Origin of the sequence: uncultured Gimesia sp., assembly GCF_963972345.1 — a bacterium.
GTDB lineage: Bacteria > Planctomycetota > Planctomycetia > Planctomycetales > Planctomycetaceae > Gimesia.
In genome coordinates this window covers 1-12,825 of record NZ_CAXAVM010000012.1, presented here as the reverse complement: position 1 = coordinate 12,825, position 12,825 = coordinate 1, and the positions used below count along the sequence as shown (strand labels likewise).

10 protein-coding genes are annotated in these 12,825 nt (G+C 52.9%); 6 read left to right on the top strand and 4 right to left on the bottom strand.

What is annotated here, in order from left to right; translation table 11 throughout:
* Positions 1–8: 8 nt before the first annotated feature.
* The 3 genes from AACZ40_RS03570 to AACZ40_RS03560 are packed head-to-tail and all read right to left on the bottom strand — an operon-like array spanning position 9 to position 3,049.
* Positions 9–1,745: a hypothetical protein gene (locus tag AACZ40_RS03570; RefSeq protein WP_291168073.1), complete on the bottom strand. Its 1,737-nt coding sequence runs from the start codon at positions 1,743–1,745 to the stop codon at positions 9–11.
* A gap of 3 nt (positions 1,746–1,748) precedes the next feature.
* On the bottom strand, positions 1,749–2,654 hold the full coding sequence (locus AACZ40_RS03565; RefSeq protein WP_291168072.1) for an ABC transporter ATP-binding protein: 906 nt from the start codon (positions 2,652–2,654) through the stop codon (positions 1,749–1,751).
* Positions 2,651–3,049 (bottom strand): GntR family transcriptional regulator, encoded by a 399-nt coding sequence (locus tag AACZ40_RS03560; protein WP_154935044.1) that lies wholly within the window; start codon positions 3,047–3,049, stop codon positions 2,651–2,653. Before AACZ40_RS03560 ends, AACZ40_RS03565 begins: the two co-directional genes overlap by 4 nt.
* A 224-nt stretch (positions 3,050–3,273) precedes the next feature.
* On the opposite strand from AACZ40_RS03560, the gene AACZ40_RS03555 reads away from it, so the two are divergent.
* From AACZ40_RS03555 to AACZ40_RS03530, 6 genes are all read left to right on the top strand, one after another.
* A complete protein-coding gene (locus AACZ40_RS03555) occupies positions 3,274–4,743 on the top strand; it encodes a sulfatase (protein WP_291168069.1) in 1,470 nt (489 codons plus the stop codon).
* A 721-nt stretch (positions 4,744–5,464) separates the two neighbouring features.
* Positions 5,465–7,246: a biosynthetic-type acetolactate synthase large subunit gene (ilvB, locus tag AACZ40_RS03550; protein ID WP_291168068.1), complete on the top strand. Its 1,782-nt coding sequence runs from the start codon at positions 5,465–5,467 to the stop codon at positions 7,244–7,246.
* A gap of 143 nt (positions 7,247–7,389) precedes the next feature.
* Positions 7,390–7,584: a hypothetical protein gene (locus AACZ40_RS03545; RefSeq protein WP_291168066.1), complete on the top strand. Its 195-nt coding sequence runs from the start codon at positions 7,390–7,392 to the stop codon at positions 7,582–7,584.
* A gap of 97 nt (positions 7,585–7,681) precedes the next feature.
* A complete protein-coding gene (locus tag AACZ40_RS03540) occupies positions 7,682–9,115 on the top strand; it encodes a hypothetical protein (RefSeq protein WP_291168064.1) in 1,434 nt (477 codons plus the stop codon).
* 114 nt (positions 9,116–9,229) lie between these two features.
* The gene (locus AACZ40_RS03535) at positions 9,230–10,624 is read left to right on the top strand and encodes a glutamate decarboxylase (RefSeq protein WP_291168062.1); all 1,395 of its coding nucleotides are present in this window, start codon (positions 9,230–9,232) and stop codon (positions 10,622–10,624) included.
* A gap of 176 nt (positions 10,625–10,800) precedes the next feature.
* Complete coding sequence (locus tag AACZ40_RS03530) at positions 10,801–11,583, top strand: DUF1080 domain-containing protein (RefSeq protein ID WP_291168060.1); 783 nt, start codon at positions 10,801–10,803, stop codon at positions 11,581–11,583.
* A 7-nt stretch (positions 11,584–11,590) separates the two neighbouring features.
* Here the strand turns inward: AACZ40_RS03530 and AACZ40_RS03525 are convergent.
* Positions 11,591–12,825: alkaline phosphatase D family protein (locus AACZ40_RS03525; RefSeq protein ID WP_339673311.1), on the bottom strand; the 1,235-nt coding region annotated here is incomplete at its 5' end.

Sequence of the window (12,825 nt, the reverse complement as noted above, 5' to 3'; positions counted from 1 at the left end):
TTGAACAATTACCGATGCCGATTCCAGGAGACCGCCAGGGGAATCGTCGCGAAGGGGGTTGTAAGTAAAACCAGAAGTACGAAAACAAAAAATCGCATACTGTTAATTCCCGCTGCACGAAAGAAGAAATTCGAATCGAGGATTCGGTAAAAAAGGGAATCATAATCCTCAGCAGAAAGAGAACTGCAGAACCAGACTGCGGCCAGCGAGAAAAGAACTGCCACGAGTATACCGCTTACTGAAATCAGTTTTTTTCGATATGTAATCAAATAAGCGGCAACCGTCCCTCCCAATAGAAAAGAGGAAAGCGTCATGGCCAAGCCGTAAAGCAATCCGGTAATGGATTCAGATTGAATGCAGGCACCGATCAGAATTAAGGCAAAACACAATCCGCCAAACAGGGAAAGCACCGTAAAATAGAACCAGGTACGACCCGTCCAGAAAATCGATACCATGGTGGATGAAACACCCCATAAAATTGTCGCCGAGAGAAACAGAAAAGACACTGGCTGTTCTGGCATCCTGCTGACATAAGACTCTAAAAACAGCATATTCAATGGGGATGCATTGAAATCAAAATAATGCAGTACGATGATATGACTGATCAGACAACCCAGCACCAGACAGGACCAGACTAGACAGACCGTCTTGACTAAATTTCGCATCAAAACAGCAGAAAAAACACGATCTGACAGTGGAACGGCATTCAGGTAACGTTTCAGTTCTGTGCGTCCGGGATTGTGAATCCCATCGCCCAGCAGAAACCCCGTAAGCAGCGCCGCAAGTAAAATCAATGTATTGGTTACAACTGAGATGCTTTGGAGATAATTCCAAAAGGCAGACTGCTGGCTTCCTGGTACAAAAGACAGTTTGAACAACAGAAAACTCAGGAACACTCCCCCCGCGCCAAAACACAGTCCCCCGATGACCACCGGACGGCGACAGGAATCGCCCCAATGCAATTGTGACAGCGAACGTTGTTGCGAACTGAATTCTACAGAACTATCAATATGCATTCCCGATGAAAGGGTATTCCAAAAGTCCATCAGCTTCGACCACTGCAGGCTGGGTTCAGCCGTCCCAGCTCGAACCTTCTCAAATGCACGAGTTCCCTGGTACCAGGCAGCGATGTTAATAACCAGCAAGGTTGACCAGTCCGAAAGAGTGACATGATTCCAAGGCACTACCGGTTCTTGAAAACCGTTTGGAAAATAGCGTGAGGCAAACCACCAGCAAAGAGCAGCGACGAAACTGATACTGAAGAGACTGCCGGTTACACTGGGGGCAAACCTGCTCCAGAACAAAGAATGTCCTACCAGAACGAGTGTGACTAAAAATAATAATGGCCCCAGTAATGGCCAATATTCGCTCAGCCGGTTGTGATCGAAAAAGAAGACGCGATACAGCCCATTCGTAACCAGATTAAGGATCAATACCAGCCCGACCGTCAACATGATCAAGCCGCTGACAATCGCAGTTGAAGAAACTGGCAATCGCAGCACGATTTTCTCACACCCCTGTAATGCATGGACACAAATTGCGATAAAAAAGATCCATGACAATCCCAGGAACACAAAATGATACTGAAACGGATCAGTGGAGATACCATAAGCCCCCAGTTCTTTAATCGACATCAATCCACGAAAAACGAGCGGCACGAACACCAGCACACTGACAGCCAGCACCGCCGCCAGCCAGGCGCGTTTCGTAAATGTTTTTGTGACGACAAAGAGCAGATGTGTCATAATTTACTCCTGTGCAGAAGCACGTTGAGCCGACTTCATCCGGGCGACGAAGATTTCTTCCAGCGTCGGTGCCGTCTGATCGAGGATTTCGGCTTCCATCAGTTCCAGCTCTGATTCCAGTTCCTGTTTCTGACCGTTACAGACGATCTTCCACTCTCTGCCGGAACCCGACCACATCAGTGCGCCGGTGAGTTGGGGGAAAAAGGGCTGCGGTTCCAGGAAGCGGATTGTCAACTGGTAATGCGAGACCAGCACTTCATCCAGTGGACTCGTGAGTAACAGTTTGCCCTGATCGAGGATCGCGATGCGATCGGAGACGCGCTGCACTTCGTCCAGCAGATGCGAGGAAAACAGAACCGTTCGCCCTTCCTCGACCACCGTGCGAATGATGGCGTCCAGAATGTCTTTGCGAACTACCGGGTCCAGGCCGGACGAAGGTTCGTCCAGCACCAATAGCGGCGGTCGATGCGCCAGCGCGACGAGCAGACCGGCCCGTGCGAGTTGGCCTCGCGACAGTGTGGGTACTTTCTGATTCAGCGAAAGCTCAAACATCATCCGCAGTTCTTCGGCGTAGACGGGGTCCCATTTCGGATAGAAGGCCCGCGTGAATTCAATCAGCTCGCGGACCGTCATCCAGGCCGGGAGGTCGCGGTTTTCCGAGAGATGCCCGATCCGCCCGAGTACGCCCGGCGGGTCAGCCACCGGGTCCAGACCAAATACGCGCACGCTCCCCTGCTGCGGCTTCAAAAAGCCCAGCACATGTTTCAACAGGGTGGTTTTGCCGGCTCCGTTTTCGCCGACCAGTCCGAACACACAGCCTTCAGGCACAGACAGGCTGACGTCGGACAGCGCCTGTTTCTTGCCGAAACGACGACTCAGATTGCTGATTTCAATGACATGCTCGCTCATTTTTCGACCTCTTGATGTGAATCAAATTTCTGGCTCCGCTGACGGAGTAATTTCAACAGGGTCTCTTCATCTACACCCAGTTGACGCGATTCGGTCAGCAGGGCATCCATGCGTTCGTTGAGGATGCGGCGTTTTTCTTTGTTGGACAGGGGGGAAACGCCGTTCGAAATGAAAACGCCGGCACCGCGTCTGGAGATCACAACCCCTTCGGCTTCCAGCTCGCGATAGGCTCGCGCGACGGTATTGGGGGTGATGGTCAACTGCTGTGCCAGACCACGGACGGACGGCAACTGCTCGTGGGCTTCGAGACGACCGGAGGCCACCAGAAACTTGACCTGGTTCACAACCTGCTGGTAATAAGGCGTGCCATCCGCTTCTGATAATTGAATCTGCATTGGGAAAACCCTCATTTAGTACTGTATCAACACAGTAATACAATTATCAGACACTGTCAATCAAATTATTTGTTTATTCAGTTTGCTGTTTTTTCACAAATATTATTTATTCCGCAAATGGGAGCCTCTGCAAATCAATGCTTGCGGAATCAGTCTGCGGGCTGCAGAATGAAAACAGAGTCGGTCCTGATCGTTCTGAATTCTTACTCTGAAAGCCTGTGCTCATGATTTTTACTGGCAGACGCCGCTCTCCGCTGGTAGTTGTGTTACTCCTGATCCTCTGCCCTGCCCTCGGGTTACAATCACAGGCGGCTGAAAAACCAAATGTGCTGTTTATCGGCGCGGATGATCTGCGTTGCGATCTGGCCTGTTATGGACATCCCCTGGTGAAGACGCCGCACCTGGATCAGCTGGCGGCGGAAGGCGTGCTGTTTAAACAGGCCTACTGTCAGCAGGCGCTGTGCAACCCTTCGCGGGCCTCACTTATGACGGGGCGACGTCCGGACAGTCTTGAGATCTGGGATCTGCCCACACACTTTCGCGAAGTCGATGCGGACATCGTGACGCTGCCACAGTTGTTCAAGCAGCAAGGTTACTTCACACAGAACATCGGCAAGATTTTTCATAACTGGCGGCAGAAGATCGAGGGCGACCCCGCTTCGTGGAGTGTGCCGGCCGTCATGCATTTTGCGCGACACGATGACGACCAGCCTCTGTTAAACAATAACCGGGAACTGCCGGTCAACCTTGCGAAAGCGCCGCGATCCGAGTGCCGCGACGTCCCTGATTCCGCTTACTTTGACGGTCGCATCGCCGATCTCGCCGTCCAAGCGCTGCAGAACATCAAACAGAAACAGCAGCCCTTCTTCCTGGCAGTGGGCTTCTGGAAACCGCATCTGCCGTTCAATCCACCTAAGAAATACTGGGACCTGTATGACGACAGTCCGATTACGGTTCCCGATAATCCCCAGCCTCCGAAAAACGTACCGGATATTGCCCTGCATGACAGTCGGGAAATTTTGAGAGCCGTGGAGGGGAAGCTGACCGATGCGCAGATCATAGAACTGCGGACCGGTTACCTGGCAGGCATCAGTTACCTGGACGCGCAGATTGGTAAAGTACTGGCGGAACTGGATCGCCTGGGACTGCGCGAGAACACGATCATCGTATTCTGGTCGGACCATGGCTTTCATCTGGGCGAACATGGGCTGTGGTGCAAAACATCCAACTTCGAAAATGATGCGCGTGTGCCTCTGTTGATCGCAACGCCTCATATGCAGCAGGCGGGCAAGACATCAGACGCGCTGGTGGAACTGCTCGACATGTATCCGACGCTGGTCGAATTATGCGGACTCCCCTCCCCCGGAAAGCTGGAGGGCAAAAGCCTGGTGCCTGTATTGAAGGACCCGACACAGTCAGTCAAACCAGCCGCCTATACGCAGCATCCACGCCCCGCGTACTACAAAAAGCAGCCCGAAAACATGGGTGTTTCCGTCCGCACGCCCCGCTATCGTTACACCGAATGGCGTAATTTCAATACCGGTAAGGTGATCGCGCGGGAACTTTACGATCACACCAGCGATCCGGCAGAGAATACGAACATCATCGAACATCCCTCGGATCAGGCGGAATTTAAAAAAGCGGTGCAGTTGCTGGAAGCACAGTTTCCGCGGAAGCCGGGTGGGAAAGATTGAGCACGATATTCCTGTTGTGTGGAACTCTTCGCTCACCAGCAGTGATCGAAATATTTAGCCATACGATCAGGATCGGGTGAGCTCGAATGCAATTCGGGCCGAGCGCAGCGAGCAGGAGGTGACAGTGAAGTTATGCTCATCAGAGTAGATTCGATTTTCCGCTCTATCATTACTGATCGACTGTGCTACCAGGCAAGCTCATTTCAAAGATCATTTATGTAAAGTGCCGAATCAACTTTTCGCCCGCCCACCATTGTTCTCAAACCAGCGATTCTCGGTCAATCCGGCCCATCCCCTGTTTCATAAACAACGAATAGCAATAGACTTAAACGTATCTGACATTAATCTTCGCGCACATCACCTGTCCGCGGTCGAGCAGAGGACCCGATCTAACATGTTTAATCTCTATAAACGAAACAGTCTCTGCAATCTGTTTGCTGAAGCGGACTAATGGGCGTGTCTCTCGACGAATATTGGATTCTGAGCAGGAAATGACTCGTTATTGTCCCTGAGACAAGATAGAATTGACCACCAATCAAGTGATTGATTACCGCAACGAACATTTGGCGTACGAGGTGCGTCTACGTAACTGTCTGTTGTGGTAACAGCAAAACAGCGGTCAGCCGGACGGGAGCTTTTCTGAGTGAACCGGCGGCATTGATCGATTCTGGAAAATTATTGAGACATTTTGAGATTATCGAAAAAACAGAAGGGTGAAACAGTGGCCACTGCCAACGAAAAAGACACGCAAACGAAGACAATCAATGGCGCTGAGATTCTGGTCCAGGCATTGGTGCGGCAGGGCGTGAAAACCATCTTTGCTTATCCAGGTGGTTGTAGCATGCCTCTGCACCAGGCTTTAATGAAATACAAGGACGAGATCCGCACCTTTCTGCCCCGCCACGAACAGGGGGGCGGCTTTGCTGCACAGGGGATTGCCCGCACGACCGGGGAAGTGGGAGTCTGCATGGCGACCAGTGGTCCCGGGGCAACTAACCTGGTGACAGCACTGGCAGATGCCAAGCTCGATTCGATTCCCCTGGTGGCAATCACCGGCCAGGTGCCTCAAGCCGTCATCGGCAGTGACGCCTTCCAGGAAACTCCCATGGTGGAAATTTCCCGCGCGATCACCAAGCACCACTATATGGTGACCGATGTCAAAGACGTGGCCCGCATCGTGAAAGAAGCCTTCTTCATCGCGAATACCGGCCGTCCCGGTCCCGTACTGATCGACTTCCCGAAGGACTGTCAGCTGGCAACCCTGGATGAAGAACCCGATTACAATCCCGACACTTACCTGCCCGGCTATCGCCCGGAAATGCGGAAAGCGGCTCCGGAACAGATCAAACAGATTCTGGCAGCCATCAAACGTTCCAAAAAACCGATCCTGTATGTGGGTGGCGGGGCAATTATTTCAGACGCCTCTGAAGAACTGGTCAAGTTCGCCCGACGAACCAATATACCGGTTACCACCACAGTGATGGGACTGGGCGTATTTCCTGGCGAGGATCCCTTGAGCCTGGATATGCTGGGCATGCACGGAACCGTGTATGCGAACTACGCCGTCAACGAAGCAGACCTGCTGCTGGCGTTCGGCGTACGCTTTGATGACCGCGTGACCGGTAAACTCGAAGAGTTTGCCAAGCATGGAAAAATCGTGCACGTCGATATCGATCCTTCCGAGCTGCAGAAAAACAAGGAAGCGCATATCCCCATCAATGCCGACCTGAAACATGTGCTGGTCGCCCTCAACGAAACGATTACCGATGACGACCTGCCCCAGGTCGACAGTTGGCTGGCACAGTGCAAAGAGTGGAAAGAAAAATACCCGCTCAAATACCCCGAACTGGGTGACGTCATGTCGCAGCAGTATGCGATCCACGAACTCTGGCAACAGTCCAAAGACAGAGACCCTTACATCACTGTAGGCGTGGGTCAGCACCAGATGTGGGCGGCCCAGTTCTACAAATTCAACAAACCCCGCCACTGGCTCAGCAGTTCCGGTCTGGGAACCATGGGCTTCGGACTGCCCGCTGCCATGGGCGTACAGGCACAGTTTCCCAATGACCTCGTGGTCGACATCGACGGCGATGGCTCGATGCTGATGAACATTCAGGAACTGGCAACACTGCATACTGAGAATCTGCCGGTCAAAATTCTGTTGCTGAATAACCAGCACCTGGGCATGGTCGTGCAATGGGAAGACCGCTTCATGGAAGGGCGACGTGCTCATACCTACCTGGGTCCTGTGCATCATCCGGAATGGGAAGGCAAAGGCTCAGGCGAGCATGCTGAAGCCACCTATCCCGACTTTGTCTCCATCGCCAGAGGCTTTGGCCTGCAGGCAAAACAGGTACGCTCCAAAGCAGAATATCCGGCAGCCCTGGCAGAAATGCTGGCCTCGGATCAACCTTATCTGCTGGATGTCATCTGTACCTACCAGGAACACGTACTGCCGATGATTCCCAGCGGTGGTACTGTGAACGACATCATTACCGAGTGAATCTGACAACCATCTGATTTTCAAATACCGGGCCCCTCGATCACTGATTGACGGGGCTCGTTTTTTTACAGGCAGCCTGAATCGAAGAAGGAGCCGGACCTGATTCGGCGAGAAACAGTCTGATGATTGCAGGAGGAACCAACATGTTATTCGCAGCGCAAATCCCCCAGGAATCAGGATATCTGGTCGGTTGGGGGTCACTGGCTTTGATCAATGCGGGCCTGGCACAAGGGAAGAACCGCAGCGGCCTGGCCTGGTTTCTGCTCTCCTTATTGCTGGGCCCGGTCGCCACTTTTATTCTGGTCGCATTCTGTGACAAATTACCCGGGGCTGCGTAAAGTCAGAAATTTTTTCCTCACCGGGGTGGAGAAACATTCTGGCGGACCGGTAAGATAGCGTTGTCAGAGTTTTATTCTGCTTCAACGTGAGGAAAACATGAGCCAGCAGAGACAAATTGGTGTGACAGTCTTACCGGAGTACCTGCAGTACGAGGGCGTCGAATCGGTTCTCGATAATCTCATGAAGCGGGCCGGGATCACGGCCGTTTCCACTTCGCCTTATGTGATGCAACTGGCTGACGAACAGACAGGCGTCCGCGAGCCCCCGGCTGATGCAGGCGCGGGACAGGTTCGCCTGCTGGATCGACCGTTGTGGGAAGGCAAACGGGAACTCTGGGTCAAAACATCTCCCAGTTTTATCCCCGATCAGTCTCTCTATTCGGGTCTGCGCTATCAGCCCGCGCCGGCGGACGAACTCACACACAGCGCAGGACACGTCGTCGCAGATTTTATTGAAGCCGCCCACGAACGGGGACTGGAAGTTTACTTCCAGGTCCAGGCAGCGATCCCTCCCGGATATCGTGTGCAGTTCGGCGGACCGGTCGAAGAAGATATCCCCCGTCTGCCCGATGGATCACTGCCCCGCAGACGGGTTGCCAATAACGGGAGTCTGGCAAGTCCACATATCATTGAATATCAGCACGCGTTGATTCGCGATTTACTCAACCAGTATCCCGATATTGACGGCCTCCGATTTGACTGGCCCGAATATCCACCTTACTTTCTGGACTCCGCTTTTTTCGATTTCAGTGAGCATGCCCGCCAGGCAGCAGGCCGCCTGGGTTACAACTTTGAAAACATGCAGTCAGACTCGCAGGCCCTGTACCAGAAACTCAATGGCGGGCTGACGAATTACGATCTGGAAAACTGGCTCTCCGAAGACAACCAGGCCGCGAACTTCCCTGTCTGGCTCAACGACCAGTATCCCGGAGCCGCAGAGATGCTGCTGATGAAAGCCCAGCTTTCCAGGGAACTGCTGGCCGGTTTCCGGAATACAATGGACGACTGCGGTAAACCAGGTGTGGAACTGGCACCCAGCGCTTTCCCTCCCCCCTGGTCAATTCTGTCGGGCATGAATTACTCGCTGGCTGCGAAATACTGTAACTCGGTCAGCGTGAAACTGTATGGAATGCACTGGTCGATGATGTTGCGTGCCTACGGCGATCAGATACTGGCCGCCAATCCTGGTATCTCGGAATCGCTGCTGGTCCGCGCCCTGTTCAAATTTCTTGATATCACCGACTGGTCGCACCCCACGCGCCTGGCAGACGTTTATTATCCGGGTCCTGATCAACCTCACACCGCCGGCCCCCTCGCACAGGAACGGAAAATTCTGGCGGCCAGAAAACTGGCACGCCCCATGCCCATTTATGCACTCGCGCATGGCTACGGCCCCACGGAAGATTTCCGGACACGCATGCAGGTCGCGACCGATATCAGCCCGGACGGCGTCTGGGTCAACCGCTACTGCTATCTCAATGACGATAAGCTGGACATCATTGGCCAGTGCGCCGTGGGCTGCAATACATAAAGTTTGCAGAAAAGCAGATCCCACAAGCGATCTTCATTCAAATCTCTGCGCCAGACAGTAGGATAGCAGTACACGCTTTTGAATCCGTACTGATCAACCAGGAGGGCATTGTTCATGCTGCATGGCCAGAAAAATCTGCATCCATCTGACCCCGAATCCTTCATCACTCCCGCATACGGGGGACGCTTCACCCAGGAGCCTGTCCCCAAGTACGAGATGCCAGGCGCAGGTCTGCCTCCCAAAGTCGCTTATAACCTGATCCGTGACGAACTGATTCTGGATGGTAACTCGCGATTGAACCTCGCGACCTTCGTCACCACCTGGATGGAGGATGAAGCCCGGCAGCTGATGTCGGAAACGTTCGACAAGAACATGATCGACAAAGATGAATATCCGCAGACCGCAGAGATTGAACTGCGCTGTACCAACATGCTCTCGAAACTCTGGAATTCACCCTCAAAAGAAAACGCCGTCGGCTGTTCGACAATCGGGTCCAGCGAGGCAGCCATGCTGGGTGGGATGGCACTCAAATGGAACTGGCGCAAACGCAGAGAAGCCGCCGGCAAACCCGCTGATAAACCGAACATGGTCATGGGCATTAACGTGCAGGTCTGCTGGGAAAAATTCTGTCGTTACTGGGAAATCGAACCCCGGTTCGTCCCCATGGAAGGCGACCGCTACTGCCTGACTGCTGAAGAAGCTTTAAAACTTGTCGACGAAAATACGATTGGCGTCGTCGTGATCATGGGCAGTACCTTTGATGGACGGTATGAAAACGTCAAAGAAGTCAACGACGCACTCGTCAAACTCAATACTGAAACCGGCTGGGAAGTTCCCATTCATGTGGATGCCGCTTCCGGGGGATTCGTCGCACCGTTTCTGCAACCGGACCTGGAATGGGATTTTCGGCTGCCGCTGGTGAAATCGATCAACACGTCCGGGCATAAATTCGGGTTGGTGTATCCCGGGGTCGGCTGGATCATCTGGCGTGAGAAAGCGGAACTGCCGGAAGAACTCATTTTCCACTGCAACTATCTGGGCGGCGATCTGCCCAACTTCGCATTGAATTTTTCCCGTCCCGGTAACCAGGTGGTGGCGCAATATTACAACTTCCTGCGCCTGGGTCACGAAGGGTATCGAGAGATCCATCAGACTTCCCAGGATGTTGCCCTGCATCTATCTGCAGGCATCGCGAAACTGGGCCCCTTCGATTTAATCTCGGACGGGAGTGACATCCCCGTGTTCGCGTTTACTACCAACGAAACTGCCAATTTCAGTGTGTTCGATATTTCGAATAAAGTACGTGAACGTGGCTGGCTGGTTCCCGCTTACACCTTCCCCAAAAACCGTGACGACCTCGCCGTATTGCGTTGTGTCTGCAAAGAAGGTTTCACGCGCGACATGGCCGAGATGCTGCTCGCTGATCTGCAACACGCCATCGATTATTTTGCCGCCCATCCCCGGCACACCCCTCAGACCGAAGCAGAAGGTTCCGGCTTTCACCATTAAACCTTTGCGGATGTCATAGTTGAGATCTATTTGAAAGCATGTCTGTTAAATCAGCTGTCTTGTGCCGGAACAAAAGTGCGCAGCGGGAAGTCCGAATTTGAATTCCCTGATTGTGCTGACTTCCCGGTTACCACATAATACAGCTTTGGCTTTCCCCCTGTTTCAAAGGATTCATCATGCGTTTCACTGGATTCATCACATCCCTATTTGCTCTGTTTCTTTTGCTGTCACCTGGTTCGAGTGCCTGGGCTGAAGTCGGCATTGGTGCCACAGCACCTGCAGATGCGGAAATCCTGCTGGACGGCAGTCGCGAAATGCTGGATCAGAAATGGACTTACTGGGAAGGCCCGCGGTTCAGTTCCTCACTGCCGATCAAATGGAAAGTGGTAGAAGACCCCGTCGATGCGGGTACCGTCATCATGTCAGATGACCCGGCTGCCGCGGGTGGCAAATACGGAACCGCTGACATCGTCACAAAAAAGAAATATCAGGACTTTCGTCTGCATGTGGAATTTCTGGTAATGAAGCCGGGAGGTAACAGCGGCGTTTATCTGCAGAACCGCTATGAAATCCAGGTTCTGGACGGCGATAAGACAAAGCACGGCATGGCGGCCGTCATCAACGAAACTGAATCACCATACCACGCCTATAACGGCACCGGGAAATGGAATGCTTACGACATCACCTTCCGCGCTGCCCGCTTCAAAGATGGTAAGCTCGTCGAAAAACCTTTAGTATCGATGTACTTCAACGGAAAAAAAGTCCACGAAAACGTCACCATCAATAAAGTCTGGGGCGGCGCGAACTCTGGCCTGGATGGAGGCAATAATAACGGTTTCGGGATTACCGACACGCCCGGCGGGATCAAGCTGCAGTGCGAAGGACACGATGTCCGCTACCGTAATATCTGGATTCAACCTCTCGACCTGAAAACAGCCGACACCGATTTTAAAGAATAGCAGCCCCTCATTTTTCCGCCGGTTTCCCATCACCCTGGGGAACATCGTGCTGGTAGAGCAACTTTCCTTTTTCATCGTGAAACAGAAAGGAGAGGGTTGCCGGATCTTCTTTAGTCTTCGGCGTCACTTTCACCAGCAGAAACCCGCCGGAACGCGGATCCTGCAGATAAGGCTGTTTGATCAGCCCCTCGGGGTCCGTTGATTTCGGGTCGCCCGCTTTGCGTCCCAGTCGTGAATTGGCATCAACGAGTGCTCCACTGGAAAACTCTTCAAAACCGCTCGGATCGATGGCATGATACTGCCAGTGACGATCACCACACACGATGAAAAAGTTCTGCTGATCCAGCCCGTTCTCTTTGAGCCAGTTGAAAAACTCATCCCGTTCATGTCGGAACCCGCCGATGTCACAGTGGTTGTCGGTCTTGCGCAGATCGTCGGGCCCAATCATGGGTGTCGGCGAGATGAGCAGTTTGAACGTGGCATCACTCTCCTTGAGTGTTTTCTTCAGCCACGCTTTCTGTTCGGCACCCCAGATCGTTTTTTCGGGCCCGTCTTCCATGGCATTGGGACTGCGATACATGCGGTTTTCCGGCAGCCAGATCTGCAGATTTTTATTGACCCGCTGCGTGCGATACGTTTTTGCTCCGGTCTCTTTCATGGGCGCGACGGGCAGTTGTTCCAGCATCATCGCACGACCTTCTGCCGGGGTGGGATGATGATCGCCTGTGTTATCGCCGTCATCAATACGGTAATCGTGATCGTCAATTTCCCAGTAGGTGGGCACCGCCGCAAACAGATCGCGATAGCGGGGCTGCACAAACTGTTCATGCCATTTCCGTCGCATTTCGGGAATGGTTTCCGCGCGGGGCTTATCGGGTGTGTCGTAATACACGTTATCGCCGGTGCCGATAAAAAAGTCCGGCTTCAACTTGAGAATGGTCTCCAGCGCCGGATAACCCAGGTGCTTATCCGGACCGGAATAAGGCTGAGGAAGCTTCGTATTGTTTTCTTCCAGATGCTGTTTTTGATCGATGCGATCATCGCCGTGAAACTTGGCATAGTTCATGCCCGTTACGACGACAAAATCGACTGCCGTCGCATTACTGGCACCGGGCAATGTTTTGAACCGCGCCGTGGGACCATCGTGCATTATATCTTCTGTTTGACCAATCCGGGTTTTACACTCACACTCGGTATCAGCCATCAGACCATTGAAGGCGGCCCGGGCAATAAAATCATGCT